The sequence below is a fragment of the Serratia marcescens genome, from assembly GCF_006715005.1.
Classification (GTDB): domain Bacteria; phylum Pseudomonadota; class Gammaproteobacteria; order Enterobacterales; family Enterobacteriaceae; genus Serratia; species Serratia montpellierensis.
Map to the genome: position 1 here is coordinate 1,044,324 of NZ_VFMJ01000001.1, position 25,746 is coordinate 1,070,069.

Below are 25,746 nucleotides of genomic sequence, written 5' to 3' on the forward strand. Positions count from 1 at the left end.
GACACATTGATGACGGCACCTTCTGCTTTTGCCCGCGAGCTTGGGCTGCGCTATCCGATCGTTCAGGGGCCGATGAACGGCGCGTCGCCGCCGGCGTTGGCGGTGGCGGTGAGCAACGCCGGGGCGCTGGGCTCGTGCGCGGCGGCGCTGTTTTCACCGGCGGTGATCCTCGAGCGCGTGCAGCAGATCCGCGCGCAGACCGCCGCGCCGTTCAACATCAATCTGTTTCTGCTCGATGAGCAGCACCCGGATCTCGCCGAGCTCAAGCGCGCCCAGCACCTGCTGCGGCCGTTCCGCGAAGCGCTGGGGCTGAGCGAGCCGCCGATCCCCACCCAATTCGCCGAAAACAACCGCGACCAGATCGCGGCCTTGCTGGAGGCGGCGCCGCCGGTGGCCAGCTTCACCTTCGGCGTGCTGCCGCGCGCCACGGTCACACAGTTCAAGAAGGCCGGCTCGCGGGTGATCGGCACCGCCACCACGGTGGCGGAAGCCCGCACCTGGGAAGAGGCGGGCGCCGACTTCGTTTGCGTCTCGGGCTCGGAGGCGGGCGGCCACCGCCCGACCTTCCTCGGCGACATTGAGCAATCCTGCGTCGGCCTGATGGCCCTGCTGCCGCAGGTGGTGGCGGCGGTGAAGATCCCGGTGATCGCCGCGGGCGGCATCATGAACGGGCGCGGCATCGCGGCGGCGCGCTTGTTGGGCGCACAGGCGGCGCAGTTGGGCACCGCGTTCCTGTGCAGCCCGGAGTCGGGCATCGCCGAAGCTTGGCGGGCGGCGCTGCGTAACGCCGGCGATGACAGCACGCGCCTGACGCGCGCCTTCAGCGGCCGCCCGGCGCGCGGCATCGTCAATGATTTCATGCGGCAGATGCGCGCGGAAGAGGCGCAGATCCTGCCTTATCCGGTGCAGAACGCGCTCACCGGCGATATCCGCCAGGCGGCGGCCAAGGCCGGGCGCGGGGAATTTATGTCGCTGTGGGCCGGGCAAGGCGTGGGCCTGGCGCGGCCGATGCCGGCGGCGGAGCTGGTCGCCACCCTGGCGGCGGAGCTGGAAGCGCTGTAAGGCAGACGGGGCGCCAGATTTGGCGCCCTTTTTCTTGGCCTGGCGTTAAAAACTGTAGGTGCCCTGCGCCAGCACGAAGTTCATGTTTTTAAGCCCGGCATGCTGCTGCAGGCTGTGGCCGACGTCGAAGTAGACATAGGCCACTTTGAACTGGAGATCGCTGCGTGGCGTCCAGGTGGTTTCGACCTGATACTGATTGCCGATAAAGCGCGAGCCTTGCTCGCTGCCTTTCACCGGGCGCATCGGCCCGAGGTAGAAGGCATCCTCGCGGCGTTGCCGCCACAACGCGTCCCAGCTGAAATCGATGGTCAGGGTTTGCCACGGCGTCATCGTGACCGAAGGGTGGATGGCGATCAGGTTAGCCGGCGCCACCAGCCCGTTCTCGGTCAGGTAGGGCAGCTTGGGGTACATGGCGTTAAAGGTGTTGAGCTGCCCATCGTGACCGTTTTTATCGCCGCTGGCGATGCCAATCTTGCCGCCGAAGCGCGGTTGCCAGCGCCAGTCGCTCACCGTATAGCCGGCGTGCGCCGACGCCGACCAGGCGCGGATGTCGCGCTGTCCTGCGCTGCCGAACTGCCAGGCGGCTTCATTATCCCAGTCGAACCCCTGCGTCGCGCCGAAAATGCGCGCGCCGACGGTATAGCGCCGCTCTTGCCCGCTGAGCTGCGCGTAGTGGGCGTCGCTATCCTCAAAGCCGAAGGTGTAGAGATCGAGCGCGGAAGCCAGCGCGGCCAGCGGCGTGGTGCCGTACAGCCCCCACACCTTTTGGCTGTTGTCGGTATCGTCGTCGAAACTGCCGGTTTTGAGGGTGACGGGATGGCCGATAAAGGCGTCGAGGCGGTTTTTATCCTTGGCCCAGCTGGCGCGGATGGCATCGAAGGAACGGCGCACGTTGGGGCCGTCGCGGGTGCCCAGCAGGTGCAGCGAGCCCAGCGCAATTTCCTGGCGGCCGACCCGCAGGGTGCCGAGGCCGTAGGCGGTGGGCAGTTTCATATCCACATAGCCCTGGCCGAGATAGGCATGATCTTCGTCGGTCGGCTTGCGCCCGCGATCGCGTGGGGTGGCCAGCGACGATCCCAACTGAACATAGGCGCCAAAGTTGTCGCCATAGTCGAGGCGCGCGCCAATCAGCAGGCGCTGCATGAAGGTGTCGTCGCGTCCGCCGCTCAGATCCCGTTGATCCGTCCATTCATAGCGCTCGCGCAGTGAACCGTCGAAAGACAGGGTGGCCGCATCGCCCAACGGGATGTTTTTCCAGGGGGACGCGGCAGGCTCCGCCGCCAGCGCGGGGAGCGTGGAGAACAGCAACAGTGCGGGAAGCGTGCGTTTCATCATGGATATCCGAAGAAAAAAGCGCGCCGCAGCGCGCCTTGGGTTTATTTAGCCGTCTGGTGAATTTCGGCGATGTAGCCGCCGGGGAAACGCACCAGCGCCGAGGCGCGGCGTTCCGCCGCCGTCGAACGCCACAGCACCTGCGCGCCGCTGGCCGTCGCTTTGGCCAGCGTGGCCGGCAGATCGTCGACGCCATAGCCGGTGCGCTCATGGCCGAACGGATAAGGCAGATGCCCGTCGGTGACGAAAATGCGCGTTTTGCCGAAGTGGGAATCCAGCGCGATCTGGCGGATCTTGCCGTTGTCGCTGCGGCCGATCGCCGTATCGCTGACCAGTTCGTCGCTCACGACCTTGCCGTGCGAGAACGCCTGGTAGCTTTTCAGGAAATCGTCGACGCGGTAGGCGGAGAGATACAGGCGGTTTTCCGGCACGCTCAGCAGCGGCTTGTAGTTGGGCGCCTTGGTGTGCCAATAGAGCTGCATGTTGACGCCGCCGGGCCACTGGATCACCGCGTCGCGGCCGATCGGATCGTCGAAAGGCGCAACCTGCACATCGGCACCGGCGGCCCTGGCCTGGCGGATGGCGGCGTCCATATCCCTGACCAGAAAACCGTTGCGCTCGGTGCCAAACGGATGCGGGATCGGCGTTTTGAAATCGAACACCGAGAAGCTGCCGGCCGGCGTCAGTATCAGCTGGGAGTAGGTTTCGCTCGGCGTGGGCGTGACGTTGACCAGCACGCGTTCGGTGCTGGTGCCGCCGAAGGTTTTCAGGATGCTGTCGACAAAGGCATCCATCTTGCCGCGTTCGACGTAGACATGGGTGGTGTCATATTGCAGCCCCACGGCGAGAGACGCCGTATCGGCCGCCCATGACATCGCCGGGAGCAGCAGCGCAAGGGCCGATATCCTCAGCCGACGAGAAGAAATGCCGATAATATGTTGCATGTTGACCTCCAGGTAGCGGTTATTGTCCTGAGTGATGCGTAATTTCCTATGAGCTTTCCCGTCGGCTGAAAAATAAAAACGAAAAACGCAATGCGCGTCGTGAAACATTAAATAAGGGCGAGGTCCTGGCGCCTAAGCGAATATCGCGCAGGTGCAAAATATCTCTTTTTATGGGCTTGGAAAGGTGGGGCGCCTTTGCCGGCTCAGCCCGCTGCCGCTAAGGCATGGCGATGGTCATGAGGCCTGCCTCGCCGCGTGTTGAGGTGAATTGAGGATAATCCATAATGGTGTTCTCCTTGATGGGATATATCGCATTAGCCAGCTGAGTTTACGGTCTTCATTGCCGTCTAAATATAAATACAGCATTAAAAGAATTGCCGCCCATCAAATTTTTATATGACTTGTTGAGTAAATACGAATAAGCGGGTAAATGAAATATAACGACGGGCGTTGCGGCTGGCGTTGAGTGGAGGCGGTGTTGATCTCGGGAGAAAAAACGGCCTGCCAAAGCAGGCCGTTGGGGGGAGTTTACGCCAGATCGAAACGATCGAGGTTCATCACTTTGTTCCAGGCGGCGACGAAGTCGTGGGCGAACTTCTCCTGCGCGTCGGCGCTGCCGTAGACTTCGGTCAGCGCGCGCAGCTGCGCGTGTGAACCGAACACCAGATCGACGCGGCTGCCGGTCCATTTGACCGCGCCGCTGCGGCGATCGCGCCCTTCGAACAGGCCGTCTTCACCGACCGGGTGCCAGGTGGTGCCCATGTCGAGCAGGTTGACGAAGAAGTCGTTGGTCAGCGCCTGCGGCCGCTGGGTGAACACGCCGTGCTGCGTGCCGCCGACGTTGGCGCCGAGCACCCGCAGCCCGCCGACCAGCACCGTCATTTCCGGTGCGGTCAGGGTCAGCAGCTGCGCCTTGTCGACCAGCAGCGTTTCGGCCGGCACGCGGTATTTGCCCTTCAGGAAGTTGCGGAAACCGTCGGCGAGCGGTTCCATCGCCTCGAAAGAGTCCACGTCGGTCTGTTCCTGCGAAGCGTCCATGCGGCCCGGCGCGAACGGCACCGTCAGGGCCAAACCGGCGTTCTTCGCCGCCTGTTCCACGCCCGCGGCGCCGGCCAGTACGATCAGATCTGCCAGCGAGACGCGCTTGCCGCCGGTCTGGGCATCGTTGAAGGTGCGTTGGATGCTCTCCAGCTTGGCCAGCGTCGTGGCGAGCTGCGCAGGCTGGTTGACCGCCCAGTCTTTTTGCGGCGCCAGGCGAATGCGCGCGCCGTTGGCGCCGCCGCGTTTGTCGGAACCGCGGAAGCTCGAAGCGGAAGCCCAGGCGGTGGAGACCAGCGCCGACACCGGCAGGCCGGAAGCCAGCACGGCGTTTTTCAGCGCGGCGATATCCTGCTCGTCGATCAGCGGATGATCGACCGCCGGGATCGGATCCTGCCAAATCAGCTCTTCCTGCGGCACTTCCGGGCCGAGGTAGCGCGCACGCGGCCCCATGTCGCGGTGGGTCAGCTTGAACCAGGCGCGGGCGAAGGCGTCGGCCAGCTCCTCCGGGTGCTCATAGAAGCGGCGCGAAATCTTCTCGTAGGCCGGATCGAAGCGCAGCGACAGATCGGTGGTCAGCATGGTCGGGCGGCGTTTTTTGTTCGGATCGAAGGCGTCGGGAATGGTTTCACCGATGTCTTTCGCCACCCACTGATGCGCGCCGGCCGGGCTTTGGCTCAGCTCCCATTCGTATTCGAACAGGTGGCGGAAGAAGTCGTGGTTCCACTGGGTTGGGGTGGTGGTCCAGGTGACTTCCAGGCCGCTGGTGATGGCGTCTTTGCCGACGCCGGTGCCGAAGGTGCTGTGCCAGCCGAGGCCCTGCGCTTCCAGTCCGGCGGCTTCCGGATCGGCGCCGACGTTAGACGCCGGGCCGGCGCCGTGGGTCTTGCCGAAGGTGTGACCGCCGGCGATCAACGCCACGGTTTCTTCGTCGTTCATCGCCATGCGGGCGAAGGTTTCACGGATGTCGCGCGCGGCGGCCACCGGATCGGGATTACCGTCCGGGCCTTCCGGGTTGACGTAGATCAGGCCCATCTGCACCGCCGCCAGCGGGTCCTCCAGATCGCGGTCGCCCGAGTAACGGCTGTTTGGCCCGCCGCTCAGCTCCAGCCAGATCTTCTCCGAACCCCAGTAGACGTCGTCCGGCTCCCAGGTGTCGGCGCGGCCGCCGGCATAGCCGAAGGTTTTGAAGCCCATCGATTCCAGCGCCACGTTGCCGGTCAGGATAATCAGGTCGGCCCAGGAGATATTGCGGCCGTATTTCTGTTTGATTGGCCACAGCAGGCGGCGCGCCTTGTCGAGGCTGACGTTGTCCGGCCAGCTGTTGAGCGGGGCGAAGCGCTGCTGGCCTTCGCCCGCGCCGCCGCGGCCGTCGCCGATGCGGTAGGTGCCGGCGCTGTGCCAGGCCATGCGGATGAACAGGCCGCCGTAGTGGCCGAAGTCCGCCGGCCACCATGCCTGCGAGTCGGTCATCAGGGCGTGCAGATCCTGTTTGACCGCCGCCAGATCGAGGCTGTTGAAGGCATCGGCGTAGTTGAAGTCTTTGTCCATCGGATCGGACAGGGGGGAGTGCTGATGCAGCGGTTTCAGGCTGAGCTGATTAGGCCACCAATCCTGATTGGTGGGGCCGTCTTGCGGTGCGGGCTGCTTGCCGCCCGAAAACGGGCATTTGCTTTCAGTTGTCATAATGCGCTCTCTGCTTCCGTAAGGGTGCTCCAGCCGCCGGGCGTGGAGCGGTTAACAAGGCATGCGGGTCAGGCTTGCGTCGGGTGTTGCGCTAAATAACTGAACTCAATGGAATCACATCGCCCTGGCCGCTAACGGGCACAGGGCGACTCATGGCTAAGCTTAGTCAGCGGCGGCGGAGAGATAAAATAGGAATGAGTGAATATTGCGATAGCTTGCGGCGATTCATGGCTGTGTTATTGATAGCCGGCACGCCGCCTTATCGACGCCGCAGCATCACCTTGAGCACCGCGTCTGCCAGCTTGCCGAACGGTGCGCGCAGCAGATCGGTGAAGTGCCAGCGGCTTTGGATGAAGACGCCCTTGGCGTGGCTCAGCGCCCGGAATCCTTCAATGCCGTGATAGGCCCCCATGCCGCTGGGGCCGATGCCGCCGAACGGCAGATCGTCCTGGGCAAAATGCAGTAGGGTGGCGTTGACGCTGACGTTGCCGGAGGTGGTGCGCGCCAGCAGTCTGTCCTGCAGCGTGCCGCCTGGGCCAAAGTAGTACAGCGCCAGCGGGCGCGGCCCGGCGTTGATAACGTCGATCGCTTCATCAAAGGCGGCGTAGGTGCGTATCGGCAGCAGCGGCCCGAAGATCTCCTCGTGCATGATCCGGCTGTCGTCGGGGGCGCCGACGATCAGCGTGGGGGCGAGGGTTTTCGGCCGTTCCGCCGCCGAGTTCGGGCGATGGCCGACCGGATGGATTTGCGCGCCGCGCGCCTGTGCGTCGGTGAGCAGATCCTGCAAGCGGTGGTAGTGCCTGTCGTTGATGATGGCGCCGTAGTCATGGCTCGTCGGCCCGTCGGGGTAAAACGCTTTGACCGCCGCATCGTAGAGCGTGATGAAGTTTTCCACATCGTCCTGATGGATCAACAGGTAATCGGGCGCGATGCAGGTTTGGCCCGCGTTCGACAGCTTGCCGAACGCCAGGCTGTTAACGGTTCTGGCGGTGAGCGCGCCGGGCGCCACGACGGCGGGGCTTTTGCCGCCCAGCTCGAGCGTCAAGGGCACCAGATGTTTGCCGGCCGCCTGCATGACCTGACGGCCGATCGCCGTGCTGCCGGTGAACACCAGATGGTCGAACGCCAGTGCGCTGAACCCGGCCCCGACGTCCGGCCCGCCGGTCACCACCGCGACTTCATCGGCGGGAAACAGCGCCGCCAGCATCGTGTCGATGAGCTGACTGGTATGCGGCGTGAGCTCCGAAGGTTTCAGCATCACGCGGTTGCCGGCGGCCAGGGCGGTGGCCAGCGGGATGAAGGTCAACGAAAACGGGTAGTTCCACGGCGCCATGACGCCAATCACACCCTTAGGTTGGTATTGCACGTAGGCGCGCCCGGCCTGGTACGGCAGGGCGACGTGGCGGCGTTCCGGCTGCATGAAGCGTTTCAGATTGCGCAGCAGGTAATCGATCGCCTGCACGGTGACCAGGATCTCCAGGATGTCGGTTTCGTAAGGCGAGCGGTGGCCGAAGTCCGCGCTGACGGCCGCCGCCAGCGCACCGCGCTGGGCCAGAATGGCGCTCCGCAGGCGGCGCAGGGCGGCCTTGCGCTGATCCATCGTCGGCGCGCCGTCGCGCAGGAAGGCGTGGCGCTGGGCGGCAAGCCGTTGCTCCATCATTGTGGCGGTGTCATTTCCTTGCACTTGAATACTCCTGATGCCGAACGCGTTACTGAGGGAAATACCGCTTGCCGGGCCGCCATTGACCTTAAAGTGAACTTTAAACCTATACTCGTTAAACGATCAACGCAAGATCGTCGGCCAACCGGGATGAGGGAGCCAGAGATCCCGGCGCCGCGCGCAGTATAAACCTTCTTTTTTAACCATAGTGTAAACGGGAGAAACGACATGGGTTATGTAACGACCAGCGATGGCGTCGAGATTTTCTACAAGGATTGGGGCCCCAAAAACGGCAAGGTTATCTATTTCCACCACGGCTGGCCGCTGTCCAGCGATGACTGGGATGCCCAGATGCTGTTCTTCGTGAACCAAGGGTTCCGCGTGGTGGCGCACGATCGCCGTGGCCACGGCCGCTCCAGCCAGGTTTGGGAAGGGCACGACATGGATCACTACGCCGATGACGTCGCCGCGGTGGTAAAACACCTCGGCGTACAGGGCGCCATGCACGTGGGCCACTCGACGGGCGGCGGTGAGGTGGTGCGCTACATCGTGCGTCACGGCGAGGACAAAGTATCCAAAGCGGTGCTGATCAGCGCAGTGCCGCCGCTGATGGTAAAAACCGACGCCAATCCGCAGGGCACCCCCAAAGCGGTATTCGATGATTTCCAGGCGCAGCTGGCCGCCAACCGGGCGCAGTTCTATTACGACGTGCCGGCCGGCCCGTTCTATGGCTATAACCGCCCGGGTGCCAAACCGTCGGAGGCGATTATCTGGAACTGGTGGCGGCAGGGCATGATGGGCGGCGCCAAGGCGCACTACGATGGCATCGTCGCCTTCTCGCAGACCGATTTCACCGAGGATCTCAAGAAGATCGCCATTCCGGTGCTGGTGATCCACGGCGACGACGATCAGGTGGTGCCTTATCAGGACTCCGGCGTGCTCTCGGCCAAGCTGGTGCAAAACGGCACGCTCCATACCTATAAGGGCGCGCCGCACGGCATACCGACCACCCATGCCGAGCAGGTCAACGCCGATCTGCTGGCGTTCGTGAACAGCTAAGCGCGAGAAATAGGTGCTTGCTCCGCCCGGTTGGGCGGGGCCTCTTTTCATTACGATGAGGAACGGAAATGCAAACGATCCTGGGCGCCAGTGGCCAGATCGCCCAAGAGCTGGCGCGTGAACTGAAGCGCGCGTACACCGATGATTTAAGATTGGTCAGCCGCAACCCAAAGAAGGTCAACGACAGCGATACGCTGGTTGCGGCCAACCTGCTCGACGCGCAGCAGACCCTGGCGGCGGTGAAGGGCAGCGACGTGGTGTATTTCGCCGCCGGCCTGCCGCCGGATTCGGCGCTGTGGGAGCGGCAATTTCCGACCATGCTGCAGAATGCGCTGGACGCCAGCCGTACCGCAGGCGTGCCCTTCGTCTATTTCGACAATACGTACATGTATCCGCAGAACGGCGAACCGCAGACGGAATCGACGCCGTTCGCGCCGCAGGGGCGCAAGGGACGGGTACGCGCCCTGATGGCCGATAAGGTACTCGACGAGATGAAGCGCAAGCAGATCCCCGTGCTGATCGGCCGTGCGCCCGAGTTTTATGGGCCGGGAAAAACGCAGAGCTTCACCAATGCGCTGATCGTCGACAGGTTGAAAGCGGGGGAAAAACCGCGCGTGCCGGTTCGCGATGACAGACTGCGCACGCTGATCTGGACGCCCGACGCCAGCCGTGGGTTAGCCCGGCTTGGCAATACGCCCGACGCGTTCGGCCAGACGTGGCATTTGCCGTGCTGCGACGAACGGCTCACCTACGCGCAGTTCGCCGCCTTGGCCTGCGAGGTGTTTGGTAAGGACATTTCATATTCCGTCATCGGCAAATGGGCGTTGATCGCCGCAGGGCTGGTTTCATCCGGCGCGCGTGAGATGCGCGAGCTGCTGCCGCGCTACGAGCACGACAACCTGTTCGACTCGACCAAGTTCAAGCAGCGCTTTCCCGACTTCGCCGTCACGACGTATCGCGCGGGGCTGGAAACGATTTGGCGGGAGTGGAAGAACGCGCAAGCGCGGCGTTAAGATGCCCGCCGCGCCAGGGCTAGCCATAGCGCGTTACGCTGGGCTGCAGGCCCACTCGAGCCATTAAGCGAGCCTCGCCCCTCACCGGGCGGGGCTTTTTATTGGCTGCGGGAAAGCGGATCACCAGTGATAGCTGATGCCCATATCGAGCTTGTCCGACGCATCGACGCCGGCCGCGTGCTGGGAAAGGTTATTGAATTCATAGTTAATAAACACCTGCATGTTGCTATTGAGCAACCAGGTCACCCCCAGCTCCTCGTAGTTCAATAAGTCGGTGTTGCGGCCTGCCCGGGCCTGTATCAAGCGGGTATAGCCGATGTTGGGCTGAATATGGTCCGTCAGCCGGTATTTGACGAGCGCTTCATAACTTGACGCCGAGCCGCGGTTAGCGGTTTGTTGCGGGCTGATGGCGTTATCGCTTTGGGTGAACACGGCCGCAAGATAGATTTTTTTCGACGCATAGAGAACCCCTTCGGCCAGCGTATCGATGCGTCGGCGATAGCCGGCGGCGTGTTGCTGCCGCTGCGTGGTTTGAGACGCCGAGGCGGCGGCGATGAGGCTGAGCGTCGGCGTCAGCGCATAACGGAACGAGGCGCCGAAGCCGTTGCCGTTTTGTTTGCCCGGCGCTTGCCGATCGTCGCCGTCTTTGAACTGATATTGCAACGCGAGGGCGGCGCGCCGCTGAAACAGGCTGAAAGTTTGGCGGTAAGTGAGCAGGTTATGCGCCCGGCCGCGCATAAAGTTATCGATGTAGTTGTAGGCCATTTCCCTAAACAGCGGGGAGCGATCGGTCAGGGCGGTCACATCATAAAGCACGCCCCAGTTGCGGCCGATATCGAGGCTGCCCAGGGTGGCGTTTTGCACGCCGATATAGGCGAGCCGGGTGCTGTTGCGAGTCGCGTCGGCGAAGCTGACGGTATATTCCCAGTGGGCGTAGGCCTGCCAGCACGGCGCGATCTTTTTTTTGCCTATCAGGCCGAAATAGAGGTAGCTGCGGTCGCCGTCGTCGCGTTCGTTTTGGCCGCTGTAGCGTCTGGCGATAATCGTGCCGTAGAAATTCAGGCTGTTTTGCTGCGATCCCGTCAACGACACGGCGAAGGCGCCGCGCGGCAACAGAGCCAGCAGAGGGAAAAGCATGCCCGCCGAAAAATAACGAGGATTGCGTTTTATCATGATGGCACCATCCCTGTGCGCGGCAAGCCCGTGAGCTTGCCGCCCTGGCGAAGCTTAAGCGTACGTTTCGCGTTTAAAGTAACTGACGATCCCCTGAGCGATCGCCGTGGCAATTTTATTTCGGAAGGCGGGGGTGCCGAGCAGCCTTTCTTCCTCAGGGTTGGTGATGAAAGAGGTTTCCACCAAGACGGAAGGAATATACGGGGACTTCAAGACCACGAAGGCCGCCTGTTCGGTATTTTTGGCATGCAAGTGATGGATGGGCGCAATATGCTGAATCAGGTGCGAGCCCAGCGCCAGGCTCTCTTTGATCGTTTCCGTCTGCTCCAAATCAAACAGTATCTTCTGCAAATAGCGGTCTTTCTTGATGACGTTAGGGCCGGCGAGATCGTCCGCCGCGTTTTCACTGTTCGATAAGTATTTCGCCATCGCGCTGCTGGCGCCTTTATTGGAAAGCGCAAAGACCGACGCGCCGCAGGCGCTGGGGCAGGTAAAGCCGTCGGCGTGGATGGACATGAAAAGATCCGCGCCATGCCGGTGCGCGATCTCCACCCGATCGTAAAGCGGGATAAAAACGTCGCTGTCGCGCGTCAGGCGGGCATCGATGCCGTGTCGATCAAGCTGTGCACGCACATTTCTGGCGATCTCCAGAACGACATGTTTTTCCAGCGAACCGGTGTGGCCAATGGCGCCGGAGTCGATGCCGCCATGACCGGGATCCAACATGACCAGGAATCTTTTTCGCGCCCCGTGAGGGCCGTTCTGCTTTTTGGGACGTGGCAGGCCGTGCGCGTGAGCCAGCGGGGAAACGGCGCCGTTCAGCGCCAGGGCCGCCAACCCTGCCAACATCATTCTGCGGCGAGATAACCGGGTGTTCAAAAGGTCCGTCTTAGCCATAAGGGTAACCAGCATAAAAGGAAAGGGTGTTTTTGTTATAACATAACAATTTCACTCACCGGCGGGGTTGTCTGTTAGCGGCTGTTACTTTTAATGTCATTCCTTAAATTCACTGGTTTTTTATACTGCATTTATTTTGTTTATTGAATGTTTGTATTGATATTAATTTGTTTTGTGTTTGTTAATTCTTATTTTGACACACTATGTAATCCAATATTTCAAATGAGATTTATTACCATCTTTAATTGATATGTTATAACGTAATTATTAAACGGATAAAAAACGGGGTCTTTGCCGCCGGCATGAAACGACTCACGTTTTTGGAGAGTTAACATGACTTTTAAACACCAGCAAAAAGAGACGCTTAATGTATTCGCCGTTCTCGCCGTCTCGTTAAGCACGGTCATCGCCATGCTCGACAGTACTATCGCCAACGTGGCGCTGCCGGTGATCGCCAAAGATTTCGGCGTTTCCGAATCGGCCTCCATCATGATTATTAATGCTTACCAGTTTGCCGTTGTCGCCTCTTTGATGCCCTTCGCGGCGCTGGGCCGCGCGGTGGGCAATAAAAAGATCTTTATAGCCGGGGTGGTGCTGTTCGCTTTTTCATCCTTGGGCTGCGCGCTGTCCACGACGTTGTCGATGCTGACGGCATTCAGGGTGATACAGGGCTTCGGCGCGGCGGCGGTGCTCAGCGTCAATGCGGCGCTGATCAAGGAGATATACCCGGAAAGGCTGCTGGGGCGCGGTCTGGGGATTAATGTGATGGTGGTGTCGGTTTCCGCCGCCGCCGGGCCGTCCATCGCCTCGGCGATACTTTCTCAGACGAGCTGGAACTGGCTGTTTACCATCAATGTTCCCATCGCCTGCCTGTCGCTGCTGCTGAGCCTGATCTTCCTGGCCCCCCGCGAGCGGCGCAGCGGTGGATTCGACAGCGGCGGGGCTCTGTTGGTGTTTGTGCTGTTCATCGCTTTCTCGCTCAGCACGATGAGTATGACCACCCACCATCTGCCGGCGGCGGCGCTCAGCTTTGTGGTATTCGCCGGGCTGGCCGGGTTGCTGTACATCAATCAGAAAAGAAAGGCCAACGCTGCGCTGATCCCGATCGCGATGCTGCATAACCCGACGCTGTCATTGTCTTTGCTGATGTCGATGCTGTCCTACAGCACCCAGCTTTTGGCTTTTGTATCGCTGCCTTTCTATTTCCACAATGTCCTGCAAAGAAACGTGGTGGACATCGGCCTGCTGCTGACCGCCTGGCCGCTGGCCACCATGGCGTCTTCGCTGATTTCCGGCGATTTGGCCAAGAAATACGATCCCAATCTTGTTGCCCTCTCGGGCCTCGCCTGTCTGCTGGCAGGCATGCTGCTGATGGCCAATTTGCCGAGCGATCCGTCGAATGGGGCGATCGTATGGCGCGTGGCGCTGTGCGGCATCGGTTTCGGCCTGTTTCAATCACCGAACAACCTGCTGATCATGACCTCTGTGTCCCATGAAAACAGCAGCATCGCCAGCGGCCTGTTGGGCAGCTCCCGATTGATCGGGCAAATCGTCGGTTCGGCGTTAGTGGCGATTTTCTTCAATATGCGCGGCGCGCAAGCGACGAATATCAGTTTAATGGCGGGGGCGGCATTCTCGTTCCTTTCTCTGGTCGTGAGCTATATGCGCTTCAAGTCCGCCGTTACGTTAAAAACCAGCAAATAGAAGCACGAGGTTTCCCATGCGATTTATCCCATTAGTGCCGTTGGTTATCGGGATGGCGGCGTTTTCCCTTGCCGGCTGCACGACCTACCACGACGTGGCGTTGCAACAACAAGAGGCGGGGCTCAATAGCCCGTATTACCTGCTGCAGCCGCCGGTCTATGTCGGCGACCAGTTGAAATATGGCCTGAAGGACGGCAGCGGCGGCGAGCTGACGGTGGCGAAGGTTGAACCTAAAGACATCGTCGCCGACAGCGGAAAAATCATTCCCCTGGCAGAGCTTTCTTTCCTGCAACGCAAAGACCTTTCCACGGGAAAAACCGCCGCGTTGGTTGGTGGCGGCGCGGTCGCCACCACGGCAATCGTGTTTGTGGCCGGGATCACCATTATGGCAGCAGGCATCGCCGCGTCGGCCTAATACAGCCCATCGACGCACGCCGCCGAGCGTGCGCACAGGAGGCACCATGTGCGTCACAGTGAAATTTATCGCCACCGCGCTGCTGGCTCTATTCGCCTTGCCGACCGCGCCTTGCGCCGGCGCCAGCCTGCCGGCGGCGGCCGAGCCGTTGCAAAGCGCGGCGACGCAAACCCTGCCCGGCAGCTACCCGCGGATCGTCATCACCGGCAACTGCCCCTTCGGCGTGATCCTGGCGAACGAGGCGGCCTATCGGCATGTCGTCGGCGTGGGGCCCTGGGCGTTCATGCATGCCGATAGGCATGTGTTGAAGGACATGAAGCCGGATATCGGCAGGATCACGTCCGATTTCATCAATAAGGACTATCGGGTCAACATGGAGTCGTTAATGAATCTCCGGCCCGACATCATTTATTACTACGGCAAAAGCCAGGACGATCGGCTGGAAAGGGCGGGCGTGATGACCGTCGATCTGGATGCCGGTGGGAAGACCAAATACCAGCCGATGGTCACCCAGGTGTATTGGGAAAATACCTTCGCCGACACCCTCGGCCTGCCGCGCACGCATAAATTCAAAGACGCCTGGGAAAAGACCCTGAAGCAGATCCGCCCCTATGCCGCCGCCATCCGCGCGCAGCACGTCAGGGCGTTGTATCTCGAAGAAAGCGACGGCAGGCAGCTGAAGGTGAGCGGCCCGCATACCTACGGCGACACCTACCTGAAAATGGCCGGCATGGACAACGTCGCCGGGGATTTGCCGGTGAAGGGGGATGCCGGCAGGTACATCAACGTTTCGATGGAGCAGATCATGGCCTGGGACCCGGATGTGATTTTCGTGGTGTTCGGCAGCGCCAAAGCGCTGCTGCACGGGGGGATCCCCGGCCAGGCGTGGGAGACGCTCAGGGCGGTAAAAAACGGCAAGGTTTTCTCGACGCCGGTGGGCATTCATAACTGGGGGGGCCTGTCGGCGGAAACGTCACTGCTGCCGCTGTTTATGATCAACCGGTATGCCCCTGAAGACATTAGCGACAAAACGCTGCGGGAGGAGACGCGCCGCTATTATCAGACGATGTTCTCTTATGCGATCCCGGACCGGTTGCTGGATGAGGTGCTGGCACAGCGCTAGTGCCACGGTTGAATAGCGTGAGTTCGTTGGAGGAGCTTGGGGATGCCGGGCAGAGGAAAATATGTGGCGATCATGGCGGGATTGTTTATTTCGCTCTGTGTGGTCGCCTTCGCATCACTGTTTGCCGGCCGCTATGCCTTGTCGGCCCATGATGTGGTGCAGATTTTATGGCGGGGGAACATGGCGGGGGAAAACCAGGCCCGCTATTCGGTGATTTTTAACCTGCGCGCGCCGCGGGTGGTGGCGGTGATGCTGGTGGGCGGCGGGTTGGCGGTCGCCGGCGCGACCTTTCAGGCGGTGCTGAAAAACGCGTTGGCCAGTCCGGACGTGCTGGGCACCTCTTCCGCCTCCGCCTTTGGCGCGGCGCTGGGCATTCTCTTGAGTTTGCCTTTTGCCCTGAGTTCCCTGCTGTCGTTTCTTTTCGGCGTGGTGAGTTTGTTGCTGGTGCTGGGCATTTGCCGCCTCAAACGCCGACAGGATGCGCTCACCACGATTTTGTCCGGCATGATTATCGCGTCGCTGTTTATCGCGTTTGTCTCGGTCATAAAATATGTCGCCGATCCGCAGGATACCTTGCCGGCGATCGTCTTCTGGCTGATGGGCAGCTTCGCTTCGGTAGCGAAAGCGCAGGTTTATTGGCTTATCCCACTGTTTGCGACGTGTTACCTGACTATCTACCGGCTCAGGTGGAACATGAACATTCTTTCGCTGGGGGACGACGAGGCGCGCATCGCCGGCCTGAATCCACCCCGGCTGAAGATCCTGCTGCTGATCGCCGCCTCCCTGCTGGTTTCCGCCTCGGTGAGCTTGGCCGGCGTGGTGGGGTGGGTCGGCTTGGTGATCCCGCATTTGGTGAGAAGCGTGCTGGGATATAACCACGGCCGCCTGATCCCGGCTTCGGCGCTGAGCGGGGCGCTGTTTTTGCTGGCGATCGACAATATCGCCAGAGGTGCCACCTATGCTGAAATCCCGATCGGCATCCTGACCGCGCTGATCGGCGCGCCGCTTTTCGCTCTCCTTTTTATTATGAGCAGCAAACATGATCACAGTTAACCAGCTGACCCTGGGTTTCAAGGGGCGAGAACCCCTTCTCGACAACGTCAGTTTTCATCTGGCGCGGGGCGAGATCCTTAGCGTGCTCGGGCCGAACGGCGCCGGTAAAACCACGTTGCTGAGACACATCGCGGGCCTGTGCCGGCCCCTGTCTGGCGGGTGCAAGATCGGCCTGGTCGACAATCGGCCCGCCCGGTTGGCCTATGTGCCGCAGGCGAAAACGCCGCATTTCGCTTATGGGGTACTCGATTTTGTCACTTTCGGCTGTGCTCGCCAGGCGGGATGGTTCGCCAGGCCGCGGCGGCAAGATGTCGCCAGGGCGCAGGCGGTGTTGCATGCGCTGGAGATCGCGCCGCTGGCGCAGAAAAATATCAACCAGATCAGCGGTGGAGAACTGCAGATGTGTTATTTCGCCAAGGCCCTGGCGGCGGATCCCGACGTCATGATCCTCGACGAACCGGAATCGAATCTGGATTTTTACAATCAGGCTAAAATGATCGAGATGCTTTGGCGCCTCGCCAAAGAGCGGCAGATGACGATCGTGCTGAATACGCATTTTCTGCACTACGCCGATCGCATCTCTGACAAGTGCCTGCTGATGAACCAGCGGCAGTGCATGTTTGGCGATAAAAATGCACTGCTGCAAGAGGACATCCTGGAGCGTTATTTCCAGGTGCCGGTGAGAAAGTGCCGGTATGAATATGCCGGCGTCAGCGAAGAAACGTTCATTGTCGCGCTACGGCATCATGCTTGAGTGCCGACGTCGCGAGGGTGATTGAGGGATATCCCTCATTGCGGCCCCGCCGGCGGTTATTTAAGCTGAAAGGGCAATGTAACGGTGAATATGGAGATAATCATGACTGATTCAGTGTCCAACGATCGTAATCCCACCCCGGATGTGGCGGAAGACAACGCGTTCTTCCCATCGCCTTACTCCCTCAGCCAGTACACCTCATCCAAAACCGACTTTACGGGCGCCAGCTACCCGAACGCCTATCGCGGCGGCAAGTGGAAGGTGCTGATGATCGCCTCGCAGGAGCGCTACCTGCTGATGCAAAACGGCAAGTTCTTCTCGACCGGCAACCACCCGGTCGAGATGCTGTTGCCGATGTATCACCTGGATCTGGCCGGTTTCGAGATCGACATCGCCACGCCGTCCGGCGATCCGGTGAAGCTGGAGATGTGGGCGTTCCCGCATGAAGATGAAGCAGTCAAGGCCACCTACGAGAAGTACCGCAGCCAGCTCAAGCAGCCGAAAAAGCTGACGGAAGTGGTGAAGGATCTGGATGGCGGCAACTACCTCGGCGTTTTCATTCCCGGCGGCCACGGCGTGCTCAATGATATCCCGTTCAGCGAAGAGGTGAAAAAGACCCTGCACTGGGCGCATGACAACGATCGCTATGTGATTTCGCTGTGCCACGGGCCGGCCGGTTTGCTGGCGGCGGGCATTGGCGAGAACAAAGAGGATTTCCTCTATCGCGGCTATGAGATGTGCGTGTTCCCGGACTCGCTCGATACCGGCGCCAACATCGACATCGGCTATATCCCCGGCCCGATGCCTTGGCTGGTGGGCGAACGCCTGCGCGAGCGGGGCGTTAAGATCGTCAACGCCGACATCACCGGCAAGGTGCATAAAGATCGGCGCTTGCTGACCGGCGACAGCCCGCTGGCTTCCAACAACCTCGGCAAACTGGCGGCAGAGACGCTGCTGGCCGACGTCGCCGCGCGATGAGCGACGAGATCGCGCAGCGCGCTTTCCAGACGGCGCTGGCGATGGACCACGAGCGAACCCTGTCCGCCATTCAGGGGCGGGTTCGCGCCTTCGCCGCGCCGTTCGGCTTCGATCGCTTTGTGCTGTTTTCCGCTTCCGCCACGGCGGAGGCGGGGATCGAGCATATCTATTGGGTCGAGGGCGACTGGTTCGGCGACGGCGAGGCCGTCGATGCGTTGACCTACGTGCGGCACTGCCCGGTGACCCGGCACATGCTGCGGGCCAGCGAGCCGTTCTTCTGGACTAAAACCCGGGCGCAGCAGGGCGAGCGCTACCGGATTGTGCGCACGCCGCGCGGCGCCGGCCTGCACGGCGTGCAGATCCCGGTGTTTGGCCCGGCCGGTTTGGAGGGGGCCGTCAGCCTGGGGGGCGAGCGCATCGATGCCTCGCCGCCGGTGCGGCTGGCGCTGTCGCTGGTGGGCACGGCGGCCTTTCTGGCGGCGCGGCGGTTGTTTGAACCGGCGGCTGGCGAGGGAGAGGGCCGGCTGTCGGCGCGCGAGCGCGAGGTGCTAAGCTGGACCGCCATCGGCCGGCGGCAGGCGGATATCGCTGCGATGCTCGGCCTGTCTGAACGCACGGTGGAAAACCACCTGCGCCGCATTCGCCAACGCCTCGGCGCCGCCACCACCGCGCAGGCGATCAGCGTGGCGATTCGCCTGGGGGAGATCGCCCCCAAGCGCCGTTAGCCCGCCGCCATTTGCCGCAGCAGCCACTCGCGCAGCGCAATGATATCGGGGCGCTGCGCAGTTTCTTCGGTGGCCACCAGATAGTAGTTGGCGCCGGGTAACGACATCTCGAACGGCGCGGCCAGCACGCCGCGCTGCAACAAATCGCGCGCCAGCAGCCGGCTGGCGATCACCACCCCCTGGCCCGCCACCGCCGCCTGCAGCGCATGGGTTTCGTCGCTGAAGGTCAGCCCGGCTTCCACGTTCAACCCTTCCGGCCCGTAGCGCCGTCGCCAGTTTTCCCAGGTCGGCGCGTCGGCGGGCACCTGCCGATGTTCCACGTGAAACAGCGTTACCCGCTGCAAATCTTCGATGCGCTCCAGCGCCAGCGCCGGGCTGGCCACCACGATAAAACGATCCTCATGCAGCAAGGTGCAGTGCAGATCGCTTTCCGGCGTTTCGCGGTAGCGAATGGCGACGTCCACGGTGCGCTGGCTGAGATCGACGCGCTCGACGCTGGTGTGCAGGCGCAGATCGATGGTGGGAAACTCCGCCTTGAAATCCGCCAGGCGCGGTACCAGCCAGTGGGTGAGAAAATTGGAGGTGGTGGTGACGGTCAGCGCCGGCGGCTGCTGGGCGCGGGTGATTTGGGCGACGGACTGCTCCAGAGCGGCGAAGGCGCGCTGGGTGCCGGCATACAGGATCTCGCCGGTCTCGGTCAGGCTGACGCCCTGCGCGCTGCGCTCGCACACCCGGCATTCCAACACCGATTCCAGCAGCTTGATCTGATGGCTGATCGCCGTTGCGCTGACGCCCAACTCTTCGGCGGCCAGCTTGAAGCTACGGCAGCCGGCCACGGCGTGGAAGGCGCGCAGCGCGCCCAGCGGCGGCAAACGGGGTTTTCTCATGGCTGAGTTATTCTCATCTAAGGCTGAAAACTATGAGTTTGTCTGACCGATTATACAAGAGATAGGCTACTGGCATGTGAACAGGGAAATGAATTTATTTCATCATTTCCATCATGTCGGGAGTGAACGATGAGCCTTTATATCAACAACGGTGCCCTGGGCGCCATGGAACACACGGTAACGGCGGCGAGCGCCCTGGCGCTCAGCGTGCCGGTCGCGGCGGGCGCTTTGCTGCTGGGGGCGGAGAGCCTGCAGGGCATCGGCGCAACGCTGATGCTGCTAACGGCATTGGCGCTGGCGTTTCTCGGCGGCGCCGCGCTGGCCCGCCGGCAGCCGCTGCGGAACCGGCCTGCGCTGGCTATGCTCCGCTACGGTTTTTTGCTGGCGGCGGCGGGGTGGCTATTGACGCTGCTGATGCTGTTCGGCGGCCATGATTGGCCGGCCTTGCTGGCGGGCATTGCCCTCGGCGGCCTGGGCCAAGGCGTCGCCTACCGCACGGCGGTGGGAGAGAAAGCGGCGTTCGCCGTGGCGTGCGGGCTGACGACGGTGGTGACTATCGTGGCCGTAGTGGTTGCCGTTTCGCTGGTGCAAACCTATGCCGCGCCGGGGATAAAGGGAGCCTGTTTCGCGCTGGCGCTGCTGGTCGATTTGGCGTTGCTGGGGGCGTTGATGGCGCGGATTGCGGAGCGGGACAGGGAGTGAGTCACCACGTTGAAGATAAACAGCCCGCCCGGGGGAACGGGCGGGCTTCGCTTAGGCGGCCGCCAGCTCTTGCGGCGTAACGGTTTGCAAGCCGACGAGCTGAATGGCCGGCTGCTCCAGCGTGATGCCGAAGTCGCCTTGATCCCAATTGTAGATATTGACGATGTGCTGATTGAGCGCGCTTTCGCCTTGCATGAATATCGACAGATCCTGCGTATGGGTTTGCGCGTTGTAGTTCAGCGAGAAGCTGCTGTTTGAGCCTTCGGCGCCGAAGGCCAGCAGGTGATTATCGATAGACAGGGAAGAGGCCTGTAAAAAGCCCAGCTCGAAGCTGTCGTCGATGTAGATATTGTGGGTCTGCTTCACGGGAATATTCAGCAGGCTGTTGGGGAAAGGCACATCGTTGGACAACATGCTCAGGTTCACGCCGAGATAATCCTGCGGCGCACTCCCACCCGGCGCAGTGGTATAGCCGTGCTCGAAGCGAATCTCGCTGGAGCCTTTGCCCAGGTTAACCTCCAGGCCGTTGGCCGGCGTCAGCACCCGATCGTTAAAGGTGACGTTATCCTTAAAGTCCGTCAGCTTCACCGCCTCGATGTTGTACAGCCCGTCCTTAAAACCGTACAGCCCGATGCCGTTTTTCTCGACCACCCCGCGCCCGCCGTAGCTGCCCTGGGCGTCAAACTTCAGGTTTACCCCGTGCGACAGGCTGGAATAATCGACCGTATCATGACCGCTGCCGCCGTCGATGACCGTCCAGCCGTAGTTGCCGGCGTTGTTTTGCCAGCCGCGCGGCACGCTGATGGTGTCGTCGCCGCTGCCGGTGTTAACGGCGATATTGCCGAACGCCAGCGTGAAATCATCGTCATACAGCGTACCGACGCGGTACAGATTCGGCGTGGACAGCACGTCGGCAATGTCGTTGAAAATCGCCGAGCCGATATCCAGCTTGCCGGGAATGAGGCTGCCGCCGCCGGTCACGCTGCTGCCGTAGGATTCGGTGTAGAAATCACGCGCCGCTTCGGCGGCGAGGCGGATGGTCTCGTGGCCAATGCCGAGGGTGGTCAAATAGGTGGGCACTTCGCCCGCCAGCAGCGTTTCAACCACGTAGCTGAGGTTTTTCATCTGCATGGAGACCTGCGCCGCCGCAATCAAATCGTAGGTGCCGCTTTCGACCTTAAAAGGCGAGGTGTCGTTGGTGGCCACCCATTCGGTAAAGAACGAGGTATCGCCTAAATAAGAGAACAGCGTGGTGCCGGCCCAGGGGGAATAGTTGGGGGCGCCGGTCGAGGAGGCATCGGTGAACACCTCGGATGCCGCCGCGCCCGCGTCGATCAGGCCGACCTCGTGAATGTCCGGCACTTTGGCGCTGGTGGGCGGGGCATCCGGCAGCGGCGCGTTGGGATCGCTGCTCAGATCGACGCCAAACAGCGTCTTGGCAAAGTTTTTGGCGATGTTGTCGGAGGCATTTTGAATGCGCGTTTCCCAGTCATCGGGAACATGCCCGGTGCGCAGCTCATACTGCAGCTTGGTTTGGTCGCGAATGTAATGGGCAAACGCCCCCTGATTCGAGTTCACGCCATAGGCGCCTTTGATCCAGGTATAGACCGCGATATCCACGCCTTGAATAGGTTGGTTGGCATGGTTGGGATCGGTGAGCGCATTGACGGATGCGGCATACACGGCCGGCCAGTCGCCGGCTTTGGCGGCCTCCCAAATCGCTTGCAGTTTTTCTCGGTCGGTAATGACGTAAGCCATATAAACACTCCTTGTTGCTGAGAGATTGCTGTGAAATTCAACATGATGAATGGAGGCGCGCGATGGAATAAACCGAAACCCGTACAGCCAGAAACGCGCATGCCGCGAGCCGCAGCGAACGATGGGCGGCAGGCGCCCATACGAAAGGATAGACGCAACTTACCGAGTGCGAACAATTCTCTTATCGATTGTTTTTACAGGATTATTTCTGTAAATCTGCGGGTTAACCTGCGTATTGGCGTCAGGAAGGGATATCCGTCAGCTGGGTTAGGAATCTTCTTAGATAAAAGAGCGGGTTTCGCTGGTAGGGGTTGGCCAAGCGTTGGCGTTATGGTGGTGGTTGTGGCTGCCGCTTTGCGGATTCACACCGAAGGCAACGCAGGGGGGCGCTCCAACGCTGCTGGGGTGTGGAATGGGGTGAGGAAATGCCGGAGTGGGGACTCTGGCGGTCGGTTTTGTGCCAGGAGCGGACGTATAAACTGCTTGTACTAATTATTAGGTAATAAATTGCAGTCTCTTCCCCGCTTCTACATATTCAGAAAGATCATTCGAAACATCTAGTTGATGTAGATAATTAGTGGTTGAAAGGTGCCAGGAATGACGGAAGAATAGGCCTATATTGCTGAGTTTAAATGGGTTGAGGGGCAAAAAGTGGGCTCGCCTGAAACAGTAAAGAAAATCGTTATGCTGGCCATTTTGGCTAGTCTTACTGCGGGTTGCGCACCGTTACATCCTTCCGGCTGTCATAAGACCACGGCAACGGGTAGTTGCAGTTCAGGACGTTGGGATGATCAGGATGAATGGGGCGTGCAAGCGAGGGCAATCAGGGCGGCAATAAATGCTGAACTTGATGAGCCGCAAAACTGGAAGGGGAAAAAATGCAGGTTGCATATTGAATTTGCTCAGGATGGCACGGCTTTAAACGTATCAACCAGCAATGGCAATACAGCCTATTGCGAAGCGATAAAGTCAGCAGCCCATAAAGCCAAATTTCCAGCCTTCAACAATCCAGAAGTCTATAGAGATTTTCAAAAATCGGGCTTCGATATGCGCGGTTAGCCCGATAATAGCCCTTTCAGTACCCGCTACTCGCTCAAAGCAGGCCCAATGACCACGTAGCCTGTCCGTTGCGTGCCAGAAACGGACATTGATGATGTGAGGATATATAGTGGTAGATTGCCTATCGATAGTTGATATTACCCGAGATTGTCTCCGAAAATTATGATTAACGGATTGCTGATCAGTCGGATCCTAGCAAAAGACTCATATCAAAACCAGTTATCCGAAAACCAAACTCTTTATATAATTTCAAAGCCCTTTGATTGTCCGGTGACACTCTGAGTTCCACCTCATATGCGCCCTGTTGAGTCAGCTCATTCAGGAATGCACGGATAAAATCCCGACCCATTCCCTTACCCTGAAATTCTGGGAGAAGCATTATATCTGACAAAAAGGCTGAGTTATCTTCCAGGCTGAACCACAGATATCCCGCAGCCTGACTGTCATGTTCATAAGTTCTAAAATGGTTATTTTGAGTATTGATACCCGCTGGCAAGGCTGCTTTAAATGATTTCGACGCCTCTATCTGGGCTTTTTTACAACTGTACCGATGATTTGCCATCAGGTCTTCAACATAGTCATTTAAAGAGAGGCCCCCCCAGAGGTCAAACTCGTCGTCATGCATGGGCCTATAAATTGATTTGGGGATTTTTGACTGTTTTGTTTTCAATTTACTGTCTCATTCTTAATAGCAACGTAACGCATACTTAGTACTACTCTACCGAATTATCCGCCGATTTAGCATGATAAAATTATATCATATAGCTTTGTCAACTGAGCGTAATTTTGCTCACGCCGAAGTCTGCACTTCGCTCATAGCGAACTATCGTTTCGCCTTACCAACTAAGCCTCAGTGCGATGAAACAAATGCCGAGGCAGGCTGCGCGGGCGGAATGGCGAAGTGACGCTGCATGCGTTTTATCTCCTCTGCCGGTGGCAGGCCAAACAGACGCTTGAATTCGCGGTTAAATTGCGATGGGCTTTCATAGCCAACGGCGTAACTCGCGGCGGCGGCGGTGATTTGTTGGCGCACCATCAGCATCCGTGCCTGGTGCAGGCGTACCGATTTCACATACTGCATTGGCGGCATCTGCGTTATCGCCTTGAAATGGCTATGAAAGGTCGGCACGCTCATGCCGGCCATCATCGCCAGCTGCGTCAGCGTTAACGGCTCCGCGTAAGCGGCATGGATGTGCTGCAACGCTTTACCGATTTTGCCAAACTGGCCCTGCAAGGCCAACGCGGCACGCATTGCGTTGCCCTGTGCGCCTGTCAGCACGCGGAAATAAAGCTCACGCACCCGCGCCGGGCCGAGGATCGCCGCCTCAAGCGGGTTAGCCAGGATTTCAAGTAAGCGAAGTACGGCCATTTTTATCGCGCCGTCCATGGGGCTCGACATCATGCTTTGTGGCGCGACGGGAGGATGCGGGGCGCCATGCTGTTCAATCTGCAACATCAGTTCCGCGGCAAGCTGAAAATCCAGATGCATATAAATCGCCAGCAGCGGATGTGCTGCCGACGCGTCGGTTTCCATCACAAACGGCACCGGCACCGAAACCGCCAGGTAGTGCTGCTCATCATATAAATAGGTCTGTTGACCGAAATAGCCGCGTTTGCTGCCCTGGCAGACGATCACGATCCCCGGATCGTAAAGCACCGGCGTTCTGGCAAGCGGGCGATCGGAACGCAAAATTCGCACATCAGGTAGGGCAGTGAGGTTGTATCCCTCTTGCACCGCAAGTCTATTCATCAGGGCAATCATGTCGGACATCCCACCACCTCATAAAATCAGGCAAGAAAAAGAGAAAATACGGCCTAAAAATGCGGCAGAACAGAGAATACCATGCAACCTTCTTGGTTCATGGGAGTTCTTTTTATGGCATCTGCAAAAACGATTTTAATTACCGGCGTCAGCAGTGGCTTTGGTCAGGCGCTGGCGCGAGAAGCCCTCGCCGTAGGGCATCGGGTTGTAGGGACAGTGCGCAACAGCGAAGCACTGCAGGCTTTCGCCGCGCTCGATACGCAGCGGGCTTTTGGCTATCTGCTTGATGTCACGGACGATGAACGTATTGATGAGGTGGTTGGAGAGATAGAGTCCGCCGTCGGTCCGATAGATGTGCTGGTGAACAATGCCGGTTACGGCCATGAAGGCATTCTGGAAGAATCCCCGCTTGCAGAGCTGCGCCGCCAGTTTGACGTCAATGTGTTTGGCGCGGTGGCGATGATCAAAGCCGTGCTACCGGGCATGCGCCAGCGCCGTCGGGGCCACATTATCAATATCACCTCAATGGGCAGTTTCATTACCTTGCCCGGTATCAGCTATTACTGCGGCAGCAAATTTGCACTGGAAGGAATATCAGAAACCTTAAGTAAAGAGCTTGCCCCGTTCAACCTACACGTGACCGCCGTGGCGCCCGGCTCGTTTCGAACGGACTGGGCCGGGCGTTCAATGGTGCGCAGCCCTCGTCGTCTTCCGGACTATGACGCGTTATTTGAACCTGTTCGTCAGGCGCGTCAGGAAAAAAGCGGCAAGCAACTCGGCGATCCGGTTAAGGCGGCTCACGCCATGCTGGCATTGATCGAGAGCGGGAACCCACCCACGCATCTGTTGTTAGGCAGTGACGCATTAAGTTTGGTGCGGCAAAAGCTCGAGGCGTTAGGTCAGGAAATTGAACAATGGGAGAAGCTCACCCGTTCAACGGATGGCTGAACGGTTTGGGGTAG

Annotated in this window: 23 protein-coding genes; 13 read left to right on the forward strand and 10 right to left on the reverse strand. The window is 60.0% G+C overall.

The genetic code is table 11. From position 1 onward, the window contains the following. The first annotated feature begins 9 nt into the window (after positions 1-9). Positions 10-1,062, forward strand: a complete 1,053-nt coding sequence (locus FHU12_RS05005; RefSeq protein ID WP_141967795.1) for an NAD(P)H-dependent flavin oxidoreductase — start codon at positions 10-12, stop codon at positions 1,060-1,062. 45 nt (positions 1,063-1,107) lie between these two features. On the opposite strand, the gene FHU12_RS05010 is transcribed toward FHU12_RS05005, so the two are convergent. From FHU12_RS05010 to FHU12_RS05025, 4 genes are all read right to left on the reverse strand, one after another. After that, positions 1,108-2,397, reverse strand: a complete 1,290-nt coding sequence (locus tag FHU12_RS05010) for an alginate export family protein (protein WP_141967797.1) — start codon at positions 2,395-2,397, stop codon at positions 1,108-1,110. A gap of 41 nt (positions 2,398-2,438) precedes the next feature. Beyond that, positions 2,439-3,338, reverse strand: a complete 900-nt coding sequence (locus FHU12_RS05015) for a VOC family protein (protein WP_185742277.1) — start codon at positions 3,336-3,338, stop codon at positions 2,439-2,441. Between the two features lie 528 nt (positions 3,339-3,866). Next, on the reverse strand, positions 3,867-6,062 hold the full coding sequence (gene katG, locus FHU12_RS05020) for a catalase/peroxidase HPI (RefSeq protein ID WP_141967799.1): 2,196 nt from the start codon (positions 6,060-6,062) through the stop codon (positions 3,867-3,869). Positions 6,063-6,321: 259 nt separating this feature from the next. Beyond that, positions 6,322-7,746: a coniferyl aldehyde dehydrogenase gene (locus FHU12_RS05025; RefSeq protein ID WP_260440694.1), complete on the reverse strand. Its 1,425-nt coding sequence runs from the start codon at positions 7,744-7,746 to the stop codon at positions 6,322-6,324. A gap of 204 nt (positions 7,747-7,950) precedes the next feature. Here FHU12_RS05025 and FHU12_RS05030 point away from each other — a divergent pair, with 204 nt between their 5' ends. Continuing rightward, on the forward strand, positions 7,951-8,781 hold the full coding sequence (locus tag FHU12_RS05030; protein WP_004928647.1) for an alpha/beta fold hydrolase: 831 nt from the start codon (positions 7,951-7,953) through the stop codon (positions 8,779-8,781). Between the two features lie 68 nt (positions 8,782-8,849). Next, positions 8,850-9,794, forward strand: coding sequence for an NAD-dependent epimerase/dehydratase family protein (locus tag FHU12_RS05035; protein WP_141967801.1), 945 nt, complete (start codon positions 8,850-8,852; stop codon positions 9,792-9,794). Between the two features lie 120 nt (positions 9,795-9,914). Here the strand turns inward: FHU12_RS05035 and FHU12_RS05040 are convergent, their stop codons facing one another. Together FHU12_RS05040 and amiA are read right to left on the reverse strand one after the other, a co-directional pair. Beyond that, positions 9,915-10,967: a porin gene (locus FHU12_RS05040; RefSeq protein WP_141967803.1), complete on the reverse strand. Its 1,053-nt coding sequence runs from the start codon at positions 10,965-10,967 to the stop codon at positions 9,915-9,917. 54 nt (positions 10,968-11,021) lie between these two features. Next, positions 11,022-11,864: an N-acetylmuramoyl-L-alanine amidase AmiA gene (gene amiA, locus FHU12_RS05045; protein ID WP_141967805.1), complete on the reverse strand. Its 843-nt coding sequence runs from the start codon at positions 11,862-11,864 to the stop codon at positions 11,022-11,024. Positions 11,865-12,197: 333 nt separating this feature from the next. Here amiA and FHU12_RS05050 point away from each other — a divergent pair, with 333 nt between their 5' ends. The 7 genes from FHU12_RS05050 to FHU12_RS05080 all read left to right on the forward strand — a co-directional run bounded on the left by FHU12_RS05050 (position 12,198) and on the right by FHU12_RS05080 (position 18,616). Next, complete coding sequence (locus FHU12_RS05050; RefSeq protein WP_141967807.1) at positions 12,198-13,568, forward strand: MFS transporter; 1,371 nt, start codon at positions 12,198-12,200, stop codon at positions 13,566-13,568. 16 nt (positions 13,569-13,584) lie between these two features. After that, positions 13,585-13,983, forward strand: a complete 399-nt coding sequence (locus FHU12_RS05055) for a hypothetical protein (RefSeq protein WP_260440695.1) — start codon at positions 13,585-13,587, stop codon at positions 13,981-13,983. A gap of 46 nt (positions 13,984-14,029) precedes the next feature. After that, entirely contained in the window at positions 14,030-15,106 is a 1,077-nt protein-coding gene (locus tag FHU12_RS05060; protein WP_230203396.1) for an ABC transporter substrate-binding protein, read from the forward strand. 42 nt (positions 15,107-15,148) lie between these two features. Further along, the gene (locus FHU12_RS05065) at positions 15,149-16,159 is read left to right on the forward strand and encodes a FecCD family ABC transporter permease (protein WP_141967809.1); all 1,011 of its coding nucleotides are present in this window, start codon (positions 15,149-15,151) and stop codon (positions 16,157-16,159) included. Continuing rightward, on the forward strand, positions 16,146-16,913 hold the full coding sequence (locus FHU12_RS05070; RefSeq protein ID WP_141967811.1) for an ABC transporter ATP-binding protein: 768 nt from the start codon (positions 16,146-16,148) through the stop codon (positions 16,911-16,913). Before FHU12_RS05065 ends, FHU12_RS05070 begins: the two co-directional genes overlap by 14 nt. A gap of 102 nt (positions 16,914-17,015) precedes the next feature. After that, positions 17,016-17,891: a glyoxalase III HchA gene (gene hchA, locus FHU12_RS05075; RefSeq protein ID WP_089184789.1), complete on the forward strand. Its 876-nt coding sequence runs from the start codon at positions 17,016-17,018 to the stop codon at positions 17,889-17,891. After that, the gene (locus FHU12_RS05080; RefSeq protein WP_141967813.1) at positions 17,888-18,616 is read left to right on the forward strand and encodes a PA1136 family autoinducer-binding transcriptional regulator; all 729 of its coding nucleotides are present in this window, start codon (positions 17,888-17,890) and stop codon (positions 18,614-18,616) included. The genes hchA and FHU12_RS05080 overlap by 4 nt, the downstream gene beginning before the upstream one ends. Here FHU12_RS05080 and FHU12_RS05085 read toward each other — a convergent pair. Next, the gene (locus tag FHU12_RS05085) at positions 18,613-19,503 is read right to left on the reverse strand and encodes a LysR substrate-binding domain-containing protein (RefSeq protein ID WP_141967815.1); all 891 of its coding nucleotides are present in this window, start codon (positions 19,501-19,503) and stop codon (positions 18,613-18,615) included. The two genes, FHU12_RS05080 and FHU12_RS05085, sit on opposite strands and share 4 nt — an antisense overlap. 129 nt (positions 19,504-19,632) lie before the next feature. Here FHU12_RS05085 and FHU12_RS05090 point away from each other — a divergent pair, with 129 nt between their 5' ends. Beyond that, a complete protein-coding gene (locus FHU12_RS05090) occupies positions 19,633-20,205 on the forward strand; it encodes a hypothetical protein (RefSeq protein ID WP_141967817.1) in 573 nt (190 codons plus the stop codon). A gap of 51 nt (positions 20,206-20,256) precedes the next feature. Here the strand turns inward: FHU12_RS05090 and FHU12_RS05095 are convergent, their stop codons facing one another. After that, positions 20,257-21,963 (reverse strand): hemolysin, encoded by a 1,707-nt coding sequence (locus tag FHU12_RS05095; RefSeq protein ID WP_141967819.1) that lies wholly within the window; start codon positions 21,961-21,963, stop codon positions 20,257-20,259. Between the two features lie 684 nt (positions 21,964-22,647). On the opposite strand from FHU12_RS05095, the gene FHU12_RS05100 reads away from it, so the two are divergent. Continuing rightward, positions 22,648-23,022 carry a cell envelope integrity TolA C-terminal domain-containing protein gene (locus FHU12_RS05100; RefSeq protein WP_071883825.1) on the forward strand — a complete coding sequence of 125 codons (375 nt, stop codon included), beginning with the start codon at positions 22,648-22,650 and terminating at the stop codon, positions 23,020-23,022. Between the two features lie 181 nt (positions 23,023-23,203). On the opposite strand, the gene FHU12_RS05105 is transcribed toward FHU12_RS05100, so the two are convergent. Both FHU12_RS05105 and FHU12_RS05110 read right to left on the reverse strand, forming a co-directional pair. Continuing rightward, positions 23,204-23,692 carry a GNAT family N-acetyltransferase gene (locus tag FHU12_RS05105; RefSeq protein ID WP_141967821.1) on the reverse strand — a complete coding sequence of 163 codons (489 nt, stop codon included), beginning with the start codon at positions 23,690-23,692 and terminating at the stop codon, positions 23,204-23,206. Positions 23,693-23,872: 180 nt separating this feature from the next. Beyond that, on the reverse strand, positions 23,873-24,793 hold the full coding sequence (locus FHU12_RS05110) for an AraC family transcriptional regulator (RefSeq protein ID WP_141967823.1): 921 nt from the start codon (positions 24,791-24,793) through the stop codon (positions 23,873-23,875). 105 nt (positions 24,794-24,898) lie between these two features. Here FHU12_RS05110 and FHU12_RS05115 point away from each other — a divergent pair, with 105 nt between their 5' ends. Beyond that, positions 24,899-25,732 carry an oxidoreductase gene (locus FHU12_RS05115; RefSeq protein ID WP_033644318.1) on the forward strand — a complete coding sequence of 278 codons (834 nt, stop codon included), beginning with the start codon at positions 24,899-24,901 and terminating at the stop codon, positions 25,730-25,732. Positions 25,733-25,746: the final 14 nt, after the last annotated feature.